The 22,082-nt window shown below is 71.9% G+C and carries 21 protein-coding genes; 14 read left to right on the top strand and 7 right to left on the bottom strand.

What is annotated here, in order from left to right; all coding sequences use genetic code 11:
* Positions 1 to 9: 9 nt before the first annotated feature.
* Positions 10 to 765 (bottom strand): amidohydrolase family protein, encoded by a 756-nt coding sequence (locus tag ACFO6S_RS14360; RefSeq protein ID WP_378418033.1) that lies wholly within the window; start codon positions 763 to 765, stop codon positions 10 to 12.
* Between the two features lie 85 nt (positions 766 to 850).
* Positions 851 to 2,221, bottom strand: coding sequence for an FAD-dependent oxidoreductase (locus ACFO6S_RS14355; protein WP_378418031.1), 1,371 nt, complete (start codon positions 2,219 to 2,221; stop codon positions 851 to 853).
* Between the two features lie 300 nt (positions 2,222 to 2,521).
* On the opposite strand from ACFO6S_RS14355, the gene ACFO6S_RS14350 reads away from it, so the two are divergent.
* The 9 genes from ACFO6S_RS14350 (at position 2,522) to ACFO6S_RS14310 (ending at position 11,265) form a co-directional block, all read left to right on the top strand.
* Entirely contained in the window at positions 2,522 to 3,400 is an 879-nt protein-coding gene (locus ACFO6S_RS14350) for an ABC transporter permease (RefSeq protein ID WP_378418030.1), read from the top strand.
* Positions 3,397 to 4,443, top strand: coding sequence for a taurine ABC transporter substrate-binding protein (locus ACFO6S_RS14345; RefSeq protein ID WP_378418028.1), 1,047 nt, complete (start codon positions 3,397 to 3,399; stop codon positions 4,441 to 4,443). The genes ACFO6S_RS14350 and ACFO6S_RS14345 overlap by 4 nt, the downstream gene beginning before the upstream one ends.
* Before the next feature lie 22 nt (positions 4,444 to 4,465).
* Positions 4,466 to 5,239, top strand: a complete 774-nt coding sequence (locus ACFO6S_RS14340) for an ABC transporter ATP-binding protein (protein WP_378418155.1) — start codon at positions 4,466 to 4,468, stop codon at positions 5,237 to 5,239.
* A 32-nt stretch (positions 5,240 to 5,271) separates the two neighbouring features.
* Positions 5,272 to 5,688, top strand: a complete 417-nt coding sequence (locus ACFO6S_RS14335) for a rhodanese-like domain-containing protein (protein ID WP_378418026.1) — start codon at positions 5,272 to 5,274, stop codon at positions 5,686 to 5,688.
* Entirely contained in the window at positions 5,685 to 6,908 is a 1,224-nt protein-coding gene (locus ACFO6S_RS14330) for an O-succinylhomoserine sulfhydrylase (RefSeq protein WP_378418024.1), read from the top strand. Before ACFO6S_RS14335 ends, ACFO6S_RS14330 begins: the two co-directional genes overlap by 4 nt.
* Before the next feature lie 140 nt (positions 6,909 to 7,048).
* Positions 7,049 to 7,963 carry an ABC transporter substrate-binding protein gene (locus ACFO6S_RS14325; protein ID WP_378418153.1) on the top strand — a complete coding sequence of 305 codons (915 nt, stop codon included), beginning with the start codon at positions 7,049 to 7,051 and terminating at the stop codon, positions 7,961 to 7,963.
* 22 nt (positions 7,964 to 7,985) lie between these two features.
* On the top strand, positions 7,986 to 9,041 hold the full coding sequence (locus ACFO6S_RS14320; RefSeq protein ID WP_378418023.1) for a FecCD family ABC transporter permease: 1,056 nt from the start codon (positions 7,986 to 7,988) through the stop codon (positions 9,039 to 9,041).
* Complete coding sequence (locus ACFO6S_RS14315) at positions 9,038 to 9,859, top strand: ABC transporter ATP-binding protein (RefSeq protein ID WP_378418021.1); 822 nt, start codon at positions 9,038 to 9,040, stop codon at positions 9,857 to 9,859. Before ACFO6S_RS14320 ends, ACFO6S_RS14315 begins: the two co-directional genes overlap by 4 nt.
* Positions 9,859 to 11,265 (top strand): bifunctional adenosylcobinamide kinase/adenosylcobinamide-phosphate guanylyltransferase, encoded by a 1,407-nt coding sequence (locus ACFO6S_RS14310; RefSeq protein ID WP_378418019.1) that lies wholly within the window; start codon positions 9,859 to 9,861, stop codon positions 11,263 to 11,265. Before ACFO6S_RS14315 ends, ACFO6S_RS14310 begins: the two co-directional genes overlap by 1 nt.
* Positions 11,266 to 11,307: 42 nt before the next feature.
* On the opposite strand, the gene ACFO6S_RS14305 is transcribed toward ACFO6S_RS14310, so the two are convergent.
* The 4 genes from ACFO6S_RS14305 to ACFO6S_RS14290 form a co-directional block, all read right to left on the bottom strand.
* Complete coding sequence (locus tag ACFO6S_RS14305) at positions 11,308 to 12,072, bottom strand: HAD-IIA family hydrolase (protein ID WP_378418151.1); 765 nt, start codon at positions 12,070 to 12,072, stop codon at positions 11,308 to 11,310.
* A 220-nt stretch (positions 12,073 to 12,292) separates the two neighbouring features.
* On the bottom strand, positions 12,293 to 12,769 hold the full coding sequence (locus ACFO6S_RS14300; RefSeq protein WP_378418017.1) for a VOC family protein: 477 nt from the start codon (positions 12,767 to 12,769) through the stop codon (positions 12,293 to 12,295).
* Positions 12,770 to 12,923: 154 nt separating this feature from the next.
* On the bottom strand, positions 12,924 to 13,478 hold the full coding sequence (locus ACFO6S_RS14295; protein ID WP_378418015.1) for a C40 family peptidase: 555 nt from the start codon (positions 13,476 to 13,478) through the stop codon (positions 12,924 to 12,926).
* A 139-nt stretch (positions 13,479 to 13,617) separates the two neighbouring features.
* Entirely contained in the window at positions 13,618 to 14,205 is a 588-nt protein-coding gene (locus tag ACFO6S_RS14290; protein ID WP_378418013.1) for a C40 family peptidase, read from the bottom strand.
* A 135-nt stretch (positions 14,206 to 14,340) separates the two neighbouring features.
* On the opposite strand from ACFO6S_RS14290, the gene ACFO6S_RS14285 reads away from it, so the two are divergent.
* The 5 genes from ACFO6S_RS14285 to ACFO6S_RS14265 all read left to right on the top strand — a co-directional run bounded on the left by ACFO6S_RS14285 (position 14,341) and on the right by ACFO6S_RS14265 (position 19,900).
* A complete protein-coding gene (locus ACFO6S_RS14285; protein ID WP_378418012.1) occupies positions 14,341 to 14,682 on the top strand; it encodes a YidH family protein in 342 nt (113 codons plus the stop codon).
* A 134-nt stretch (positions 14,683 to 14,816) separates the two neighbouring features.
* The gene (gene fgd / locus ACFO6S_RS14280) at positions 14,817 to 15,824 is read left to right on the top strand and encodes a glucose-6-phosphate dehydrogenase (coenzyme-F420) (RefSeq protein ID WP_378418010.1); all 1,008 of its coding nucleotides are present in this window, start codon (positions 14,817 to 14,819) and stop codon (positions 15,822 to 15,824) included.
* Positions 15,825 to 15,898: 74 nt separating this feature from the next.
* On the top strand, positions 15,899 to 16,489 hold the full coding sequence (locus ACFO6S_RS14275; protein WP_378418009.1) for a suppressor of fused domain protein: 591 nt from the start codon (positions 15,899 to 15,901) through the stop codon (positions 16,487 to 16,489).
* 118 nt (positions 16,490 to 16,607) lie between these two features.
* Complete coding sequence (pta, locus tag ACFO6S_RS14270) at positions 16,608 to 18,707, top strand: phosphate acetyltransferase (protein WP_378418008.1); 2,100 nt, start codon at positions 16,608 to 16,610, stop codon at positions 18,705 to 18,707.
* Complete coding sequence (locus ACFO6S_RS14265) at positions 18,704 to 19,900, top strand: acetate kinase (RefSeq protein ID WP_378418007.1); 1,197 nt, start codon at positions 18,704 to 18,706, stop codon at positions 19,898 to 19,900. The genes pta and ACFO6S_RS14265 overlap by 4 nt, the downstream gene beginning before the upstream one ends.
* On the opposite strand, the gene ACFO6S_RS14260 is transcribed toward ACFO6S_RS14265, so the two are convergent.
* A complete protein-coding gene (locus ACFO6S_RS14260; protein ID WP_378418005.1) occupies positions 19,897 to 21,993 on the bottom strand; it encodes a peptidase in 2,097 nt (698 codons plus the stop codon). The two genes, ACFO6S_RS14265 and ACFO6S_RS14260, sit on opposite strands and share 4 nt — an antisense overlap.
* Positions 21,994 to 22,082 lie beyond the last annotated feature (89 nt).

Genomic DNA, 22,082 nt, shown 5'->3' with positions numbered 1-22,082 from the left:
CGCTTCCGTTCATTCGGTGGGGCGGGGCGGGGTGATGCGGTAGAAGGCGCGGGCGTTGCCGCCGAGGACGGCGTCGAGGTCGTCGCCGACGGCATCGGCGATCAGGTCCAGGTCGGCGGCCTCGAAGGCCCGACGGGCCCGGGTCCCGGGCAGGTCGGTGCCGAACATCAGCGCCTCCGGGTTGACGGCGTGCACCCGACGCAGGGCGTCGCCGACGTCGTCGATGGTGGCGCGGCCGAAGCCGGTGGCCTTGACCTTCGCGCCGCGTTCCACCAGGTTCAGCAGGTAGGGCAGGCCGCGGGTGGACATGCCGAGGTGGTCGATGCTCACCGCGGGCAGCTTCTTGAACACCGGCTCGAGCGAGAGCAGCAGCGAGGCGTCGACGTAGAACTCGGCGTGCCAGCCGACCAGGTCCCAGGCGCGCAGGGCCTGGGTGGTCAGCCGCTGCATGTCGGTCGCGCTGCGCCGCAGGTTGAACCGCAACGCACGGACACCGGCGCGGTCGAGCGCCAGGATGTCCTCGTCGGTGGCGTCCGCGTCCAGTTGGCACACGCCGACCCAGCCGGGGCCCAGCTCCTGCAGCGCGGCGAACAGGTAGGCCTGGTCGGTGCCCTGGTACGACGCCGTCACCACCGCGCCGCCGTCCACCCCGAAACCGTCGACCCGGGCCCGGTAGTCGGCGATCGTGTAGTGCTCGGGGAGGTAGCCGTTGTTCTCGACCAGCGGGAACCGGGGGTCGAGGATGTGCACATGCGCGTCAAACACGCTCCGAAGTGTGCCACCTCGGGCGTGACGCACCGCGGCGCCCGACCGGTGGGTCGGGCGCCGCGGTGGTTCGAACGGGCTTCGGCTACTGCTTCGAGGCGCGCAGCATGTCCTCGCGCTCGACGACCTTGATGCGCTCGCGGCCCTCGGGCTCGCCGAGGGAACGCTCGTGCGCGTCGAGGCGGTACCAGCCGTCCCACGTGGTGTACGGGACCTGCTTCTCGTCGAGGAACTTCACCACGGCGTCCTCGTCGGGCTCGGTGGCGCCTGCGAAACCGGGCGCGTCCGCGAGGAGGTTCGCGACGGTCTCGTTGGCGTCGCCCTTGGTGTGGCCGATGAGGCCGACGGGGCCGCGCTTGATCCACCCCGTGACGTAGGTGCCGGGCAGCTGCGAGCCGTCCTCGGCGGTGACGCGTCCGGCCTCGTTGGGGATGACGCCGGCCTGCTCGTCGAACGGCAGCTTGGCGATGTTCTGCGAGAGGTAGCCGACGGCGCGGTAGACGGCCGTCACGTCCCAGTCGTTGAACTTGCCGGTGCCCTTGACGTTGCCGGTGCCGTCGAGTGCGGTGCGCTCGGTGCGCAGTCCGACGACCTTGCCGTCCTCGCCGAGGACCTCGGTGGGCGACTCGAAGAAGTGCAGGAACAGCTTGTGCGGGCGGTTGCCCACGTCGCGGATCGCCCAGTCCTGGAGCGTGTTCGCGACCATGTCGACCTGCTTGGAACCGCGACGGGCGGCCTCGGAGCCCTCGTCGTAGTCGATGTCCTCGGGGTCGACGATGACCTCGATGGTCGGCGAGTGGTCGAGCTCGCGCAGCTCCAGCGGGGTGAACTTGGCCTGGGCCGGGCCGCGGCGCCCGAAGACGTGCACCTCGACGGCCTTGTTGTTCTTCAGGCCCTCGTAGACGTTGGCCGGGATCTCGGTCGGCAGCAGCTCGTCACCGGTCTTGGCCAGCACCCGGGCCACGTCGAGGGCGACGTTGCCGACGCCGAGGACGGCGACCTTCTCGGCGTCGAGGGGCCACTCGCGGGGGACGTCGGGGTGGCCGTCGTACCAGGACACGAAGTCGGCGGCGCCGTGGCTGCCCTCGAGGTCGATGCCCGGGATGTCCAGCGCGCGGTCCGCGTTGGCGCCGGTCGAGAAGATGACGGCGTCGTAGAAGCGGCGCAGGTCGTCGAGGGTGATGTCGGTGCCGTAGTCGATGTTGCCGAGCAGGCGGACCTGGTCCTTGTCGAGCACCTTGTGCAGGGCGGTGACGATGCCCTTGATGCGCGGGTGGTCGGGCGCGACGCCGTAGCGGATCAGGCCGAAGGGTGCCGGCATGCGTTCGAAGAGGTCGATCGAAACGCCGCGGTCGGCGGCGGTGTCTGATTTCATCAGCGCGTCGGCGGCGTAGATGCCGGCGGGGCCGGCGCCGACGATGGCCACGCGCAGTGGGCGGGCGGGGTTCTGAGTCATCGGAAACGAACTACCTTCTCGATTGGCGGACAGGCGGCGCGGTGCTACGGAGCAGCCGTACCGGCGAGCTTCAGCTTAGGCTAAGGCCTGCCTAACAGGGCTTCTCGGTTCAGTCCTGGCGGACAATCTCCGATTGTCCCCCGTCGGATGGCGCACCGGTAGGCAGCCCGCGTTTGAGGGGGCACAAACAACGTTTGTGCCAAGGCATTGTTGTGGGGTCGGACGCCGGCCGCAACCGTTGGCGTCACGGCTGAGCGAAACCCTTCTCCGCGCCGCGGACACCGCGTAGCAATGCTCCCCATGACCGAGACGCTCGCCCGCCGCGCCCCGGCCGCCGCCACCCGACCCGGCGCGGCGGCTGCCGCCCCCACCTCGGGTGCCCCGGCGCGCTGGCTCCGCCGCGGCGGCCGGGCCGCGGTGCCGCTGCTGCCCGTCCTGGTCTTCCTGGGGTTGTGGCAGCTCGCCGCCGTCAGCGGGCTGTGGAACGAGATCTTCGTGCCGCACCCGGCGACCGTCTGGCGCGCCGCGGTCGACGCCTCCACCACCCACGACGGGGTCCGCGGCTACCAGGGCTACCTGCTGTGGGAGCACCTGTACATGACGCTGCGCCGGGTCGCGGCGGGCGTGGCGATCGGCGTGGCCGTCGGGGTCGCGCTCGGCCTGGCGATGGGCACCGTCGGCTGGTTGCGCCGCATTCTCGAACCCTGGCTGACGTTCCTGCGGGCGCTGCCGCCGCTGGCCTACCTGTTCCTGCTGGTGATCTGGCTCGGGATCGACGAGGCGCCGAAGATCGCGTTGCTCGCGCTCGCCGCGCTGCCGCCGACCGCCGTCGCCACGACCGCCGCGGTGCTCGCGGCCCCGGTCGGCCTGATCGAGGCCGCGCGGGCCCTCGGCGCCACCCGGGCCCAGGTGATCCGCGACGTGGTGGTGCCCGCGGCGCTGCCGGAGACCTTCACCGGGGTGCGGCTCGCGGTCGGTGTCGCCTACTCGTCGGTGGTCGCCGCGGAACTGTTCAACGGCCTGCCCGGGATCGGCGGCCTGGTCAAGGACGCCTCGAACTACAACAACACCCCGGTCGTGCTGGTGGGCATCGTCGCCATCGGCCTGTCCGGACTCGTCATCGACGTCGCGCTGCGTGCCGCCGAACGGCGCGCGGCACCCTGGAGAGGAAATCTATGAGTAACCCCGTTCGTCGCGCCCGCCGGGTGCTGGCCGTCGCCGTGGCCGGAGCGGTCCTCGCGCTGGGCGTGACGGCCTGCTCGGTCGACTCGTCGGCGAGCAACGACAAGCCCACCATTCGCGTTGCGTACCAGTCCTTTCCGAGCGGCGACCTGGTGGTCAAGAACGGCCACTGGCTGGAGGACGCGTTGCCCGGCTACCACGTCGAGTGGACGAAGTTCGACTCCGGAGCGGACGTCAACACCGCGTTCGTCGCGGGCGAGGTCGACTTCGGGGCGATCGGGTCGAGCCCGGTGGCGCGCGGACTGTCGGCACCGCTGAACATCCCGTACCAGGTCGCGTTCGTGCTCGACGTGGCCGGTGACAACGAGGCGCTCGTCGCCCGGAACGGCACCGGCATCGAGTCCGTCGCCGACCTGCGGGGCCGGAAGATCGGCACCGCCTTCGCCTCCACCGCCCACTACAGCCTGCTGGCCGCGCTGAACCAGGCCGGCCTGTCGGCCTCCGACGTGCAGTTGGTGGACCTGCAGCCGCAGGCCTCGCTCGCGGCGTGGCAGCGCGGCGACGTCGACGCCGTCTACACCTGGCTGCCGACGCTCGACGAGCTCCGCAAGGATGGCAAGACCCTGGTCACGAGCCGTGAGCTGGCCGCCGCGGGCAAGCCGACCCTCGACCTGGGCGTGGTGTCCGCGGCCTTCGCGGACGCGCACCCCGAGGTCGTCGACGCCTGGCGGACGGCCCAGTCGCGGGCCCTGACCACCATCGCCGACGACCCGGCCGCGGCGGCCAAGGCGGTGGCGGCGGAGATCGGCGGCACCGAGCAGGACGCGGCCGCCCAGCTGAAGCAGGGCGTCTTCCTCGCGCCCGCCGCGCTGTCCTCGCCGGAATGGCTCGGCACCGACGGCGCCCCCGGCAACCTGGCGAACAACCTGCACAGCGCCGCGCAGTTCCTGGCCGAGCAGCAGCAGATCGGTGCCGCGCCGGACCTGGCCGTCTTCCAGCGGGCGCTGTACCTGGAGGGACTGCCCGGTGCCGTTCAGTGACGCCGTGCCGTCCAGTGAGGCGGTGCCGTCCGGTGACGCGGAGCCGCACGTCCGGCTCGGCGACGTCACCCACTCGTACGGGGCGGTCACCGCGGTCGGGCCGCTCTCGCTCGACGTGCCGGCCGGGGAGTTCCTGGTGCTGGTCGGGGCGTCCGGTTGCGGCAAGAGCACCCTGCTCCGGCTGATCGCCGGCTTCGAGCGACCGACCGCGGGCGTGATCAGCGTCGCGGGCCGGTCCCCGGAACCGGGCGTGAGCGCGGGCGTGGTGTTCCAGCAGCCGCGGCTGTTCCCGTGGAAGACCGTCGGGGGCAACGTCGACTTGGCGCTCGAGTACGCGGGGGTGCCGCGGTCGGAGCGGGCCGAGCGGCGCGAGGAGCTGCTCGCGCGGGTCGGCCTCGACGCCATGTCGGGCCGACGGACCTGGGAGATCTCCGGCGGCCAGCAGCAGCGGGTGGCAATCGCGCGGGCCCTGGCGGCGCAGACCTCGCTGCTGCTGCTCGACGAGCCGTTCGCCGCGCTGGACGCGCTGACCCGGGAGCGGCTCCAGGAGGATCTGCGGGCGGTCAGCGCGGCATCTCGTCGAACCAGTGTGTTCGTCACGCACAGCGCGGACGAGGCGGTCTTCCTCGGATCCCGCATCGTCGTACTCGGCAGGCGGCCGGGCCGGATCGCGCTGGATCTGCCGGTGGACCTGCCGCGTTCGGGGGTCGACCCGGACGAGTTGCGGGGGTCGCCGCGATTCGCCGCGCTGCGTGCTCAGGTGGGGCACGCGGTCAAGGAGGCTGCCGCCGCGTGAGCCGCTCCGGGAGGTTGTGAAAAACTGTCCCCATGAGCTACGCAGGCGACATCACTCCCGAGCAGGCATGGGACCTGCTGCGCGAGCATCCCGGGGCGGTCCTCGTCGACTGCCGCACCGACGCGGAGTGGCGGTTCGTCGGGGTTCCGGACACCTCGGACCTGGGCCGGGCCCCGGTGTTGATCGAGTGGGTCAGCGTCAGCGGCGCCCGCAACGACAACTTCGTCGACGAGCTCAAGGAAGCCGGCATCACCGGCGGCGAGGCGCGCGAGGTCGTGTTCCTGTGCCGCTCGGGCCAGCGTTCCATCGGCGCCGCGACGGCGGCGACCGCGGCCGGCATCGGCCCGTCCTACAACGTTCTCGACGGCTTCGAGGGCGACCTCGACGCGAACGGCCACCGCGGTGCGGCCGGCTGGCGCGCGGTCGGACTTCCCTGGAGGCAAGCATGAGTGGCATTCCCCAAGGCGGCGCGTTCCACAAGGAGCTGCCCCCGAACGTCGGCCTGGGCACCCTCGGGGTGCGCGGCGGCGTGATGCGCACCGGGTTCGAGGAGACCTCCGAGGCGCTGTTCCTCAATTCGGGGTTCGTCTACGAGTCCGCGGGCGCGGCGGAGGCCGCGTTCACCGGCGAGGTCGACCACTTCGTGTACTCGCGCTACGGCAACCCGACCGTGAAGATGTTCGAGGAGCGGATGCGCCTGATGGAGGGCGCCGAGGCGTGCTTCGCCACCGCCAGCGGCATGTCCGCGGTGTTCACCGCGCTCGGCGCGCTGCTCGGTGCCGGCGACCGCCTGGTCGCCGCGCGCAGCCTGTTCGGCTCCTGCTTCGTGGTGTGCAACGAGATCCTGCCGCGCTGGGGCGTCGAGACCGTGTTCGTCGACGGCGAAGACCTCGAGCAGTGGGAGCAGGCCCTGTCCGTGCCGACCACGGCGGTGTTCTTCGAGACGCCGTCCAACCCGATGCAGTCGCTCGTGGACGTGCCCCGGGTCGCCGAGCTGGCGCATGCCGCCGGCGCAAAGGTGGTGCTGGACAACGTGTTCGCCACGCCGCTGCTGCAGCGCAGCCTCGACCTCGGCGCGGACGTGGTGGTCTACTCCGGCACCAAGCACATCGACGGCCAGGGCCGGGTGCTCGGCGGCGCGATCCTCGGCAGCGAGGAGTTCATCGACGGACCGGTCAAGAACCTGATGCGCCACACCGGTCCGGCGCTGAGCCCGTTCAACGCCTGGACCCTGCTCAAGGGGCTCGAGACCATGCCGGTCCGGCTGCGGCACACGGTGGCCTCCACGCTGCAGATCGCGAAGTTCCTCGAGGGACACAAGGCGATCCGCTGGGTGAAGTACCCGTACCTCGAGTCGCACCCGCAGTACGAGCTGGCGACGCGGCAGATGAGCGGCGGCGGCACCGTCGTCACGTTCGAGCTCGACGCACCCGAGGGCGAGGCCAAGAAGCGGGCCTTCGAGATGCTCGACGCGCTGCGCGTGATCGACATCTCGAACAACCTGGGCGACGCCAAGTCCTTGATCACCCACCCGGCCACCACCACGCACCGCGCGATGGGGCCGGAGGGTCGCGCGGCCGTCGGGATCACCGACGGCGTGGTGCGACTGTCGGTCGGACTCGAGGACACCGAGGACCTGCTCGCGGACCTGGCCGGCGCGCTCGACTGATCGGTTCGTCCCGGCGGGCGGCAGCAGCCGCACCGCCAGCAGCAAGCATCTCGGAGGTCAGTGTGTCGGTGGCGGGTTCGGTTCCGGTGGCGAGCGGTCGGCGCCGCGGCCGGGTGGTGGCCGCGGCCCTGCTCGCCGCGATGGTTGCGGTCGCGTCGGCGGCGTGCGGCGGCACGACGCCGGTCGAGGGCGCAGGGGAGTCCGGCGGCGACGGCGCCTTCCCGGTGAGCGTGCAGTCCGGGGCGTCGGGCGAGGGTGCCGCGGTGACGATCCCCGCCCGGCCGAAGTCGATCGTCTCGCTCAGCCCCACCGCGACCGAGACGCTGTGGGCGGTCGGCGCGGACGAGCAGGTGGTGGCCGTCGATGCACTCTCGGACTACCCGGCGGGCGTGCCGACCACCGACCTGTCCGGCTTCTCGCCGAACGTCGAGGCGATTCTCGGCTACGAGCCGGACCTGGTGATCGCGATGGACGACACCGGCGAACTGGCGGCCGGGCTGAAGGCGGCCGGTGTGCCGACCCTGCAGCTGCCCGCGGCCGCGGACCTCGACGAGGCGTACTCACAGATCGAACGGATCGGCACGGCCACCGGGCACCTGCCCGAGGCGACGTCGTTGGTGGCGGACATGCGCGGCAAGATCGACGCCGCGGTGGCCGCGGCACCGACGCGGACCGAGCCGCTGACCTACTTCCACGAGCTCGACGACACCCTCTTCACGATCTCCGGGCGGACCTTCCTCGGGGAGATCTACGGACTGTTCGGGCTCGAGAGCATCGCCGACGCGGGCGCGGCGGGCGACGCCTACCCGCAGCTCTCGGCCGAGTACGTGGTGGCCGCCGATCCCGACCTGATCTTCCTGGCCGACGGCCAGTGCTGCGGCGTCACCGCGGCGAAGGTCGCGGCCCGGCCCGGCTGGTCGTCGATGGCGGCGGTCCGGAACGGGCAGGTGCACGTGCTCGACGAGGACATCTCGAGCCGCTGGGGCCCGCGGGTGGTGGACCTGGTGACCACGATCGGTGGCGTGGTCGCCGCGCAGCCGGCGCCGGTCGGGTGACCACGACGGCTCGGGCGCCGGAATGACCGCGCCCGTCGCGCGAGCGGACGCCGGGCCGCGGCCGACTCGGTCCGCGCTGGTCCTGACGGTGGCCACGGCGGTCCTCGTCGGGGCGCTGCTGGTCGGGGTGCTGGTCGGACCGGCCGGGCTGACCCCGCGCTCGGTGCTGCTGGACCTGCTCGACGCGATCCCCGGGGTGCGGGTGGACTCCGGGCTCTCGGCGCAGCAGCACGCGATCCTCTGGCAGATCCGGCTGCCGCGGGTGGTGCTCGGCGCGCTCGTCGGTGCGACGCTGGCCGTCGCAGGCGCCGCCTACCAGGGCGTGTTCCGCAACCCGCTGGCCGACCCGTACCTGCTCGGCGTCTCGAGCGGTGCCAGCCTCGGCGCGACGGTGGCCATCGTCGCCGGTGGGGCCGGTCTGGCGTACGGGGTTCCGGTTGCCGCGTTCGTCGGTGGAGTGCTTGCGGTGGCCGCGACCTACCTGCTCGGACGCAGCATCGGCGGGGTGCGCAGCGAGGTGGTGATCATCCTCGCCGGCGTCGCGGTCGCGGCGTTCGCGAATGCGATCCAGACCTTCCTGATGCAGCGCTACGACGAGACCCTGCGGCAGGTCTACAGCTGGCTGCTGGGCCGGCTGAGCACCGACGGCTGGACCGACGTCGAGGTGGTGCTGCCGTACGTGGTGGTCGCCGCGGCGGTGATCCTGCTGCATCGGCGGACGCTGGACGTGATGGCGGTCGGTGACGTCGAGGCCGCCAGCCTGGGCGTCAACCCCGGCCGGGTGCGGCTGGTCCTGGTCGGTGCCGCCACCCTCGGCACCGCCGCGGTGGTCAGCGTCAGCGGGCTGATCGGCTTCGTCGGCATCGTGGTGCCGCACGCGATCCGGCTGGTGGTCGGGCCCGGACACCGACTGCTGCTGCCGCTCTCGCTGCTGCTGGGCGCGGCGTTCCTGGTGCTCGCCGACGTGGTGGCCCGGACCGCGGTGGCGCCAGCCGAACTGCCGATCGGCGTGGTGACGGCCGCGATCGGCGCGCCGTTCTTCCTGCTGGTGCTGCGGCGGACCCGGGGGACCGGATGAGCGCCGCCGTGGAGTGCGCCGGCCTGGCGGCCACCCGTGGCGGCGCCACGGTGCTGGACGGAATCGACCTGCTGGTCCGGCCCGGCGAGTGGGTCGCGATGGTCGGGCCGAACGGCGCAGGCAAGACCACGCTGCTGCACGCCCTGGCCGGGCTGGTGCCGGTGACCGCCGGGACCCTCGCCGTCGGCGGACTCGACCCGGCGCACGCGTCGCGACGGGCAATGTCCCGGGTGGTCGCGCTGATGCCGCAGCGGCCGGTGGTCCCGGACGGGGTGACGGTGACCGAGCTGGTGCGCCTGGGCCGGACCCCGCACGTCTCGCGGTTCGGCACCGAGTCCGCGCACGACCGCGCCGTCGCCGACGGTCTCCTCGAACGGCTGGACCTGACCCGGCTCGCGCACCGCCCGGTGAACGCGCTGTCCGGCGGGGAGCTGCAGCGGGTGGGACTGGCCCGGGCGCTCGCGCAGGAGCCGCAGGTGCTGCTGCTGGACGAGCCGACCAGCGCCCTCGACATCGGCCACCAGCAGCAGGTGCTGGACCTGGTGGAGGGGATGCGGGTGGCGGACGGCCTCACCGTGGTCGCGGCGATGCACGACCTGACCCTCGCCGCCCAGTACGCCCGGCGGCTGGTGCTGCTCGACGGCGGCCGGGTGGTCACCGAGGGGACGCCACGAGAGGTGCTGCGGGCGGAGACGATCGGCCGCGTGTACGGCGCCCGGGTGGAGGTGCTGGACCGGCCCGGTGGGCTGGCGGTGCTGCCGGTGCGCGGCCTGCCCGGCGCGGACGGGCTCGGCACCCCCGACCGGCCGGAGGCCTGATGGAACTCGTGTTGCTCGGTACCGGAGCGGCGGACGGCTGGCCGAACCCCTTCTGCACGTGCGCATCCTGCAGTCTCGCCGCGGAACGGGGGGAGATCCGCGGGCAGACCGCCGCGCTGGTGGACGACGTGCTGCTGCTCGACTGCGGACCGGAGGCGCCCCGGGCCGCGCTCCGTGCCGGCCGCACCCTGGCCGGGGTGCGGCACATCCTGCTCACCCACGCCCATCCCGATCACGTCGGCCCGGCGGCGCTGCTGTTCCGGTCCTGGGCCGGCCGGCCCGAGCCGTTGGACGTCGTCGGGCCGCCGGAGGCCCTGGAGTTGTGCCGCGACTGGGTCGGCCCCGACGACCTGGTGCGCTTCGTGCCGGTCGCGGCAGGCGAGACGGTCCGGGTGGGCGGGTACACCGTGCGGGTGCGGGCGGCCGCGCACTGGGCCGTGCGACCGGGCGAGGTGCCGGGGGACGGCGACGCGGTCCTCTACGACCTCACCGGCCCGGACCGTCGAAGGTTGTTGTGGGCCACCGACACCGGCCCGTTGCCCGACGTCACCCTGGCCGCGGTTGCCGGCGCCGAGTACGACGCGGTGTTCCTGGAGGAGACCTTCGGCGCCAAGACCGACCACGGCGCCGACCACCTCGACCTGGCCAGCTTCCCGCGGGCCCTGGCGGCGCTGCGCGAGGCCGACGCGATCACCGACCGGACCGACGTGGTGGCCGTGCACCTGGGTCACCACAATCCGCCGCTTCCCGAACTGGCCGAGCGGCTCGGCCATTGGGGCGCACGGGTTCTCGACGACGGTGCCGTGCTCGAGATCGGTCCGGGGCCGGACCGGTCGGCGGTGGCCCCGGTGTCGGCGCCGTCCCGGACGCTGGTCCTCGGCGGCGCTCGGGCCGGCAAGTCCACCTATGCCGAGGGGGTGCTGGCGGCGGAGCCTCGGGTGCTCTACCTGGCGACCGGGGTGGTGGACGACGGCGACGCCGACTGGGCGCGGCGGGTGGCCGCGCACCGGGCCCGCAGGCCCGCCGGCTGGCACACCGTGGAGACCACCGACGTCGCGGCGGCGCTGCGGGCGGCGCGCGAGCCGGTGCTGTTCGACTGCGTCGGCACCTGGCTGGCCGGCCGGATCGATCACCACAAGGCTTGGGACAGTGGAGATTTCGCCGACGTGGAGGCGGATGTCGCGGACCTGTTTGCGGCCTGGCGCGGCGCGCCGGTGCGGGTGGTCGCGGTGAGCAACGAGGTGGGCAGCGGCGTGGTGCCGGCGACGGCGTCCGGCCGCCGGTTCCGGGACCTGCTGGGGCGGGTCAACGCCGCGTTGGCCGCCGAGTCCGAGACGGTGGTGCTGGTGACCGCCGGACTGCCCGCCGCGCTGCGTGGGACAACTCCCGGACAGCGGGCGCGGTAGCGGAACCCGCCGCGGACGCCGCGGCCGCCGGGTCGGCGCCTGCTACCGCCCGAACGGATCCTGGGTCCGGCCGACCAGGTCGGCCACCGAGTTCAGCACCAGCGTCGGGCGGTACGGGAACATCTCGACGCTCTCGCGGGTGGAGATCCCGGTGAGCACCAGGATGGTCTGCAGCCCCGCCTCGAGGCCGGAGACGACGTCGGTGTCCATCCGGTCGCCGATCATCAGGGTGTTCTCGGAGTGCGCGCCGATTGCCCGCAGCGCGGAGCGCATCATCAGCGGGTTCGGCTTGCCGACGTAGTACGGCTCGCGCCCGGTGGCCCGGGTGATCAGCGCCGCGACGGCACCCGTCGCGGGCAGGGATCCGTCCCGCGACGGACCGGTGGCGTCGGGGTTGGTGGCGATGAAACGGGCGCCGCGCTCGACCAGGCGGATCGCGGTGGTGATGGCCTCGAACGAGTACGTGCGGGTCTCGCCGAGCACCACGTAGTCCGGGTCGTTGTCGGTGAGTACGTAACCGATCTCGTGCAGCGCGGTGGTCAGGCCGGACTCACCGACCACGTAGGCGCTGCCGCCGGGGCGCTGGTTCTTCAGGAACGTCGCGGTGGCCAGCGCCGAGGTCCAGATGGACTCCTCGGGGATGTCCAGGCCCGAGCGCACCAGCCGGGCCCGCAGGTCGCGCGGGGTGCGGATGGAGTTGTTGGTCAGCACCACGAACGGCGTTCCCGCGGCCTGCAGTTCGGCGAGGAACTGATCGGCGCCGGGTACCAGGTGTTCCTCGTGGACCAGTACGCCGTCCATGTCCATCAGGTAGGTCCAGTTGGCGGGGGACTGCTGCTCGTCGCGGCTCACGGCTCAAGTGTGCCGCCTGGCCGGGGTACCGGCCAGCCCCGGAGGTCGTGTGCCGCGTCACGTGGTCGGGGCCGCGGGCGAAAGGGGCTGCGGCGCGAGGGAGTTGCGGCGCGAGGGGGCCGCGTCGCGAGGGGCGCTGCGGCGCGAAGAACGCCCCGCGTCGCGAAGAACGGACTCAGGCCTGCTCGTACGCCTGCCTGATCACGTCGATGTCGAGCTTGCGCATCTGCATCATCGCCTGGACGGCTCGGTGCGCGCCGTCGGTGTCGGGGCCGCCGATGTACTTCTCGAGGTCACTCGGCACGATCTGCCAGGACATCCCGAACTTGTCCTTGAGCCAGCCGCACTGCGACTCCTCGCCGCCGTCGGCGGTGAGCCGGTTCCAGTACTCGTCGACCTCGGCCTGGTCGCCGCAGTCGATCTGGAACGAGATCGCCTCGGAGAAGGTGAACTGCGGACCGCCGTTGAGGGCGGTGAACTCCTGTCCGTCCAGGGTGAACGCTACGGTCAGCACGGTGCCCGCGGGCATCGGCATGCCCTCGGAGTAGCGGCTGACGGCGCCGATGCTCGAGTTCTTGAACACGGACGTGTAGAACTTCGCGGCGTCCTCGGCCTGGTCGTCGAACCACAGGCAGGGCGTGATCTTCTGCATGGCGTTCGGTCCTCTCGGTAGCTCCGGTGGGTGCGTATCGATGTAGACCAGCCTCGCAGGCCGAACTCATCGCTGCCAGCGCGCGCGAACGGGCGGTTGCCGGGGTCGACTCCTGGTCGTTGTCCCGGCAACCGCCCATTCGTCGGGTACGGCGTCAGAAGCGGCGGATCTGGTTGATCGGCGGCAGCTCGGACAGCGGGGTCAGCCCGACCGGGACGCCGGCGCCGTAGGCATTGAGCACCTGGCCGCCGCCCGCGTAGATGCCGACGTGGTCGTTGATGGTCCGGAACGTGATGATGTCGCCCGGCGCCATCGCGGCGAACGGGATCGACTGGCCGACCCACGCCTGGTCCTGACTGACCCGGGGCAGCTTCACCCCGGCCTGGCGGAAGGCCCACTGCGTCAGGCCGGAGCAGTCCCAGGCGTCCGGCCCGGTGCCGCCCCACAGGTAGGGCTTGCCCGTCTGGGTGGTCGCGGCGGCCAGCGCGATCAGTCCGGCGGGGCTGGGGATGGGCAGCGCGAACTCCGAGCTGCCGGATCCGCTGGAGCTGCCGGAGCCGGAGGAACTGCCGGCGCTGCCCGACGCGGGCGCGGCGAAGGCGGGTGCGGCGGGCAGGGCCACCACGCAGGAGGCGAGTGCAGCCGCGACGAAGGCGCGGCGGAGGTTCTTGGTGCGGTTACCGCTCACAGTCGATGGGGTCACGTGCATGTCCTCCTGGCCGGCATTGAGTAACGGTCAATTGTTAGATAACAATTCGGCCGGGAAGTGTTACAGCTCACTCTCTGCGCGGACTCGGTGAATCACGTGGCCCCGGGGCATCGCGTCCAGGTCAGGCGGCCGGTCGGCCTCAGAACCGCTGGACGTTGTGGATCGGCGGCAGGTCGGCGAGCGGGGTGAGGCCGATCGGGACGCCCTCGTCGTACGCGTTGAAGACCTGGCCGGAACCGGCGTAGATGCCGATGTGGTCGGCGGCGTCGCGGAAGGTGATGACGTCGCCGGGCGCCATGTCGGCGACGGGCACCTCCGCGCCGACGAGGGCCTGGTCCTCGCTGACCCGGGGGAGTTCCACCCCGGCCGTCCCGAAGGCCCACTGGACCAGTCCGGAGCAGTCCCACTCGTCGGGCCCGGTGCCGCCCCACTGGTACTCCTTGCCTGCCTGGGTGTGCGCGGCGGCCAGGGCCACCAGCCCGGCCGGGCTCGACGACGGACTCGACTCCGGCGTCCAGACCGGCACCGTGACCTCGGTGTCGGTGGACTCCACGGTGTCGGCGACCTCGGTCTCGGCCGCGGTGAGCCTGCCGAGCTCGTCCGTGGTGGACCTCGCGAGCGCCGGTGGGATCAGCACGGCGCCCGCGGTCAACACGGCCAGCCCGGTGACGCCGAGTGCGGTCCGGACACGGTTGCGTCTGCGGTCGGCCGCGGTCGTGGGCGTCATTGTCGGTGTCCTTGTCGTCTCTGGCGCCGGCCGCGGCTGGTGATCCGGTCTTGGCTCCGGGCAGGGTACTACGCGGTGCTCACCGGCAGGGTGTCTTGCCCTCCCCTCGGCGACCCGCGATGCGAGGATGGTCGAGTGGTGGAACCCGACCGGCCCGACGAACGATTCACCCTCGCCAGCGAGCGGACCTTCCTGGCCTGGATGCGCACCGCGCTGGGCCTGCTGGCAGGCGGCATCGCGATGGTGCACCTGGTGCCGGAGTTCAGCACCGGTTGGGTCCGGACGACGCTGGGACTGATGCTGATCGTGCTGGCGGTTCTCGCGCCGATCGCCGGGTTGCGGCGCTGGCTGCAGGTGCGGCACGCGCTCGAGACCGGCGCGACGATGCCCGAGGACCGGGACCTGTGGGTGTTCGCGGTCGCGATCTCGGTGATCGCCGGGCTCGCCGTGGTGGTGACGGTGATCGGCGCACTCTGAGGCGCGCACGCGAGTGCCCACCGGGCGGGTGTACCGCTCCCGCCCGGCGCCGATCGGGACCGGCCCGCCGCGGCGTGGCCGTGATTGGTTAGTTTCAGCGGAAGCACTCACTAGGCACGTCATGAGGAGGAACGGTGGCTCTCAAGCTCGGGTACAAGGCGTCGGCGGAGCAGTTCGGCCCGCGCGAGCTCGTCGAACTGGCGGTGGCCGCGGAGGCGCACGGCATGGACTCGGCGACCGTCTCCGACCACTTCCAGCCGTGGCGGCACAACGGTGGGCACGCGCCGTTTTCGATCTCCTGGATGACCGCGGTGGGCGAGCGCACCAGCACACTGCAGCTCGGCACCTCGGTGATGACCCCGACCTTCCGCTACAACCCGGCCGTGGTGGCGCAGGCGTTCGCGACGATGGGCTGCCTGTACCCGGGCCGCGTCATGCTCGGTGTCGGCACCGGCGAGGCGCTCAACGAGATCGCCACCGGCTACCAGGGTGAATGGCCGGAGTTCAAGGAGCGTTTCGCCCGTCTGCGCGAGTCCGTGCAGCTGATGCGGGCGCTGTGGACCGGCGAGCGCACCGACTTCGAGGGCGAGTACTACCGCACCACCGGAGCCTCCATCTACGACGTGCCGGACGCCGGGATCCCGGTCTACATCGCCGCAGGCGGACCGGTCGTGGCCCGGTACGCGGGCCGCGCAGGCGACGGCTTCATCTGCACCTCCGGCAAGGGCATGGACCTCTACACCGAGAAGCTGATGCCCGCGGTCGCCGAGGGCGCCGCGAAGGTCGGCCGCGACGTCAACGAGATCGACAAGATGATCGAGATCAAGATCTCGTACGACACCGATCCCGAGCTCGCGCTGGAGAACACCCGGTTCTGGGCCCCGCTCTCGCTCACCCCCGAGCAGAAGCACTCCATCGAGGACCCGATCGAGATGGAGGCCGCGGCCGACGCCCTGCCGATCGAGCAGGTGGCCAAGCGCTGGATCGTCGCCTCCGACCCGGACGACGCCGTCGCGCAGGTCAAGCAGTACACCGACGCCGGCCTGAACCACCTGGTCTTCCACGCCCCCGGCCACGACCAGCGCCGTTTCCTCGAGCTCTTCCGGCGCGACCTCGAGCCGAGGTTGCGGGCGCTGGCCTGACCAGGGCCCGCACGCCGGACCGGCCCCGGGCCTGACCCGGGCGGGCGGCGGGCGGAACACTAGGCTCGTCCGTCATGGACGCCAAGGAATCCGCCCGCCGCATCGGCCTCGTCTTCGGGGCCACCCGGGTGCTCAAGTTCCGTGCCCCCGTCGACCCCGACGCCCCGGACGCCGAGGGCCCCGACGAGGTGGCGATCGCGGTCGGCGACGGCTGCCCGGGGCCCGGCTACGCGTCCTACTCGACCCTGGACATGGCCAGGTTCCCCACCAACGTCACCACCGACGACGGCGCGAAGATCCGCACCGAACTGGTCACCGTCGGCCGCGCCGACTACCGGCCGCTGGCCGACGTGCTGGCCCGCTGCGCGTTCGCCGTCGCCACCGGCTCGTTCCACGTGACCCCGAACGCGATCATCCCCAACGCCGTCCGCGAGGTGGACCCGGACGTGGCGATGAAGCACGCGCTGCTGGTGCCCCCGTTCATCTGGCCGGACCTGGAGATCCTCGTCGAGGACGACGACGGCGTCACCACCTGGCTGCAGGCGGTGCCGATCAGCGACAGCGAGCTGGAGTTCGCGTCGGGCAGCGGCGCCGACGCGCTGTTCCGGCGGCTCGAGGCGGCAGGCGCGGACGTCTCCGACATCAACCGCGCGTCGGTGGCCTGAGACCGCCGCGTTCTCGGCAGGATCCGCCCCGCATTCCGGGGCCGATCCCGCCGAACCCGGCGCGACCGGCCGGTCCGCGGCCGGGCCCGGACGGCCGGACCCCCATTAGGGTGGCACCATGGCTTCCGGTGAATCGGCACTCTCGAGCATCTACATCGCCTCCCCCGAGGGGGACACGGGAAAGTCGACGGTCGCACTCGGCGTCCTGCAGATGCTCGCAGGCAGCGCCGCCCGGGTGGGGGTGTTCCGGCCGATCGCCCGGTCCACGGACGAACCGGACTACATCCTCGAACTGATGCTGGCCCACACCACCGCGGAACTCGGCTACGACGAGTGCCTCGGCGTGACCTACGAGCAGGTGCACGCGGACCCCGAACTGGCGATCGGCGAGATCGTCGCGCGGTACCACCAGGTGGCGCGGCAGTGCGATGCGGTGGTCATCGTCGGCAGCGACTACACCGACGTCGGCAGCCCCTCCGAGCTCGGCTTCAACGCGAGGATCGCGGCCAACCTCAACGCCCCCGTGCTGCTGGCGCTGCGCGGCGCCGAGCGCAGTCCCGACGAGGTCCGCCAGCTCGCCGAGATGTGTGCGGCCGAACTGCGCGCCCAGCACGCGCACCTGGTCGGTGTGGTCGCCAACCGGTGCGACCCGGACCGCCTCGACGAGGTCATCACGGCGCTCGCGTCGATCGGGGTGCCGGTGTGGAGCCTGCCCGAGGTCCCACTCCTGTGGGCGCCCACGATGGACGAACTGCTCACCGCGGTGGACGGCGAGCTCTACAGCGGTGACCGCGACCTGCTCCAGCGCGAGGCGTTGCACGTGATGGTCGGCGGGATGACCGCCGAGCACATTCTCGAGCGGCTCACCGAGGGACAGGTGGTGATCGTGCCCGGCGACCGGTCCGACGTGCTGCTCGCGGTGGTCAACGCGCACGAGGCGGAGGGCTTCCCGTCGCTCGCGGGGATCATCATGAACGGCGGACTGCTCCCGCACCCGGCGGTGGCGCGGCTGATGGCAGGCCTGCGCCGACGGCTGCCGATCCTGAGCACCACCCTGGGCACCTTCGACACCGCGTCCGCGGCGGCGCGGGTCCGCGGCCGGGTTGCGGTCGGCTCGCAGCGCAAGGTCGACACCGCGCTGGGGCTGATGGAGCGGCGGGTGAACTCGGCGGACCTGTTGGCCAGGCTGCAGGTGCCCCGCCCCGAGGTGATGACACCGCAGATGTTCGAGTACCAGCTGATCGAGCGGGCCCGGGCGGACCGTCGGCACGTGGTGCTCCCGGAGGGCGGCGACGACCGGATCCTGCGGGCGGCCGGTCGGCTGCTGCAGCGGCAGGTTGCGGACCTGACCATCCTCGGCGAGGAGGCCGCGGTGCGGCGCCGCGCCGCGGAACTCGGCGTCGACCTGTCCGCCGCGACGGTGCTGGACCCGACGAACTGCGAGTACACCGAGGAGTTCGCGGTCGAGTACGCCCGACTTCGCGAGCACAAGGGGATGACCCTCGAGCGTGCCCGCGAGGTGGTCGCGGACATCTCGTACTTCGGAACGATGATGGTGCACAAGGGAATCGCCGACGGCATGGTCTCCGGTGCCGCGCACACCACCGCGCACACCATCCGGCCGTCCTTCGAGATCATCAAGACCGCACCCGGAGTGTCGACGGTGTCGAGCATCTTCCTGATGTGCCTGGCCGACCGGGTGCTCGCCTACGGCGACTGCGCGGTGGTGCCGGACCCGACGGCCGAGCAGCTCGCGGACATCGCGATCTCTTCCGCGCACACGTCCGCGCAGTTCGGCATCGAACCGCGGATCGCCATGCTGTCCTACTCCACCGGCGACTCCGGCTCGGGCGCGGACGTGGACAAGGTGCGTGGGGCCACGGCGCTGGTCCGCCAGCGCCGACCGGACCTGTTGGTGGAGGGGCCGATCCAGTACGACGCCGCGGTGGAGCCGAGCGTCGCGAGCACCAAGATGCCCGACTCCGCGGTGGCAGGCCGGGCCACCGTCTTCGTCTTCCCCGACCTGAACACCGGCAACAACACCTACAAGGCGGTACAGCGCAGTGCCGGTGCCGTCGCGATCGGCCCGGTGCTCCAGGGCCTGAACAAGCCGGTCAACGACCTCTCCCGGGGGGCGTTGGTCGAGGACATCGTCAACACCGTCGCCATCACCGCAATCCAGGCGCAGGGCCTGAGCCCGCAGGAGGTCCGGTCGTGAAGGATTCTGTCCTGGTGATCAATTCGGGGTCGTCCTCGATCAAGTTCCAACTGGTGGATCCGTCCGGTGGCGCGGCCGTCGCCGACGGGATCGTCGAGCGGATCGGCGAGCCGGACGGGCTGGTGACGCTGCGGCACCGCGACGTCGACGCCGAGCACCGCGGTCCGATCGTCGACCATGCGGAGGGATTGCGGCTGGCGTTCTCGATGCTCGCCGAGGTGGGTCTGGACCTGGCCGGCGCCGGTATCGCCGCGGTGGGGCACCGGGTGGTGCACGGCGGCGAGGTGTTCTACCGGCCGACGGTGATCACTCCCGAGGTGCTGGCCGAGGTGTCCCGACTCTCCGCCCTTGCCCCGCTGCACAACCCGGCGAACGTGATCGGCATCGAGGGCGCGATGCGGGAGCTGCCCGACGTCCCGCACGTCGCGGTATTCGACACCGCGTACTTCCACACTTTGCCGCCGCGGGCCAGGACCTACGCCATCGACCGGGAGGTGGCGCGCGCGCACTCGGTGCGCCGCTACGGATTCCACGGCACCTCGCACGAGTACGTCGCCGGGCAGGTCGCGACCGTGCTCGGCCGCGACCTGGGCGAGCTCAACCAGATCGTGCTGCACCTCGGCAACGGGGCGTCGGCCTCGGCGATCTCCGGTGGCCGGGCGGTGGACACCTCGATGGGGCTGACCCCGCTCGAGGGCCTGGTGATGGGCACCCGCAGCGGCGACATCGACCCCGGGATCGTGACGCACCTTCGCCGCAGCGCCGGCATGGACATCGACGAGATCGACACCCTGCTCAACCGTCGCTCCGGGTTGAAGGGGATGTGCGGGGTCAACGACTTCCGCGAGTTGAGCCGGTTGATCGACGCCGGTGACGAGGACGCGGTGCTGGCCTACCAGGTGTACGTGCACCGGCTGCGCAAGTACATCGGCGCCTACCTGGTCGAGCTGGGCCGGCTCGACGCGATCACCTTCACCGCCGGTGTGGGGGAGAACGTGGCGCGGGTGCGGGCGGACGCCCTGGCCGGACTCGAGGGCCTGGGCATCGAGGTGGACCCGGTCCGCAACACCGCGAAAGGCCGTGGGGCCCGTCTGATCTCGACCGACGGCTCGGCGGTGGCCGTGCTGGTGGTGCCCACCAACGAGGAACTGGCCATCGCCCGCCAAGCCGTCGAACTGGTGCGGGCCGGCTAGCGCGCGACCCGCTCCCACATCTGCAGGAAGCCCTCCGCGCCGCGGCTGAGGTCCTCGACGAGCTGGTCGCCCTCCGCCCCGGCGACCAGGCGCGCGTCCGCGATCCAGTCGGGGATCAATCCGTACTGCGCGGCGCCGTCGGTGTTGATGTCGAAGACGCGGTCGCCGGTCCGCTGCCGGTCCATCACGGTGCCACCGTCGAAGGTGGTGAACGGGTAGCGCAGCGGGTTCTCGTCGGCGTCCTCGCGCGGCGCCACCTGCGGGGCGAATCCGTTGGTGTCCGCGCCGAATCCGAGGCCGAAGTAGTAGTCGTCGCTGCGCTGCGCCCGGGTCTCGCGCCAGGTTTCCACGAAGCCGGGCAGGGTGCCCGCGTACTGCGAGACGAACCCGCCGAGCGCGTAGATCCGCGGGACGTTCGTGTCGTCGGTCCAGCCGTGGCTGGACACCACGCCCGAGTACTTCGCTGCCTCCAGGATGGCCAGGGCGGCATCGGATGCCTTGGCGCTCATGTGGTCGACGTCGACGATCATGCCGCGGCTCATCATGGCCCGGACGGCGTGCTCGCCGAGGTCGGACAGGCCGCGCACGTTGCAGTGCGGTCCGGCCGGGTAGTCGGCCGCGCTGCCGGTGGGCAGCAGGCCCGCCATGCTCCCGAGGTCGCCGGGCGAGATCGACTCGAGCGTCTTGTCTTTCGCCGCACCCCGGCAGGGCTCGACCTGCCAGAACGTTCCGGTACCGATGAAGTTCCCGACGTTGATCGCCATGCCGGTCGTGCCGGGATCGAATCGCGTTCCGCCGAGCGCATTGTCGAACTTGTGGGTGAGGATCATCTGGCGCACCCCCATCGCGTAGAGCTCGTCCAGGCCGCGGTCGATGTCCTCCGCCGTGCACTGCGGCACGTTGTTGCGCAGGGTGCAGCCGAACGGTTCGGAGACCTCGACGCCGAGGGTGACGGCCAGCTTGCCCTCGGCCGCAACCTGGCGGACCTGTTCCGGCGAGCTGACGATCCGGAACCAGCCGCGGCCGGGGCCGCCGTGCTGGGCGTCGATGTAGTCCTGCATCTCACGGACCTGGGCGGCCTGGATTCGGACGGTGTCCATCTCGTCGCACGAGTTGCGTTTGGTCGGATACAGCTCGCACAGCACACGGTTGGCGACGAACATGTCGGTGAAGATCCGCAGTCCGCCACGCCAGGCCCGTTCCACCCACTTGTAGTAGGTCTGCTCGTGGGTCATCGAGTCGTTGGCCGGCCAGTCCGCAAAGCTGGGCCAGCCGGTGGTGTCGTGCTCGGTGAACGGGTCGCCGTACGAGAGCACGTTCTCGAGCAGCGCGGGCATCCCGTCGGTGCCGTGGTCCGGGCAGTCGACCAGCGCGGCGGTGATGCCCTGCGGGTCGAAGGGCTTGCCGCAGTGCACGTTTCCGCCCATGAATTCGGACGCATCGAGGTGGACGTGGTTGTCGATGAAGCCGCGCACCTCCCCGTTCGGCCCGGTGGCGGTCGACGGCGTCCCGGTGGCGTTCACCTCGGCCTCGGGGAAGTCGGCGCAGCCGCCGGTCGGGGAGACGGTGAACCGGTCGGCGGTGGCGCCTACGCCCTGCACGCTCCCCGCGACGGGGCTCGCGCCGGGGTCGGTCAGTGCCAACGCACCGTCCGCGGTGCCCAGCTGGCGGCCGTTCGTGGTGGCGGTGACGGAGTAGCTGCCGTCGGTGTGGGTCAACGTCCAGTCGGTGGTCGGCACGGCGTCGCGCGTCGGGACCACCGCGCGGGCGTCGTCGTGGGCGAGCAGGTCCCCGCCCGGGCCGTAGAACATGAAACGGCCCAGCTGGGCGGCGTGCAGTCGGAACGGTTCGGCGTCGGTCTCGGCGGCGCCGTCGGCGCGGTAGCCGGCTCCCTCCCGCCGGACGAACTTGCCGGTCTGCTCGGACTTGACCGCGTAGCAGCCGTTCGCGAGCCCGAAGACGGGGTTGTCCACGAGGGGGTCGGGGGTGGTCGCGGGCTGGGCGACGGCCAGGCCCGCGGCGGAGACGACGAGTACGAGTGAGGCTGCGAGCGCCTGCACCAGGTGGCGCGTGCGCCGCGCGAGGAAAGTCATGTGGTTTCCGATACCTTGTCCGGGCCAACGACTTGGCCCCGCCAGGCAGCGTAGATGATCTTGGACGAACGTCCAGGGGTTTCGGGGGG

It is taken from the genome of Rhodococcus kronopolitis (assembly GCF_042654025.1).
In the GTDB taxonomy this organism is placed as follows: domain Bacteria; phylum Actinomycetota; class Actinomycetes; order Mycobacteriales; family Mycobacteriaceae; genus Rhodococcus_G; species Rhodococcus_G kronopolitis.
Note: the sequence above shows the minus strand (reverse complement) of the source record. Positions and strands in the feature narration are given on the sequence as shown.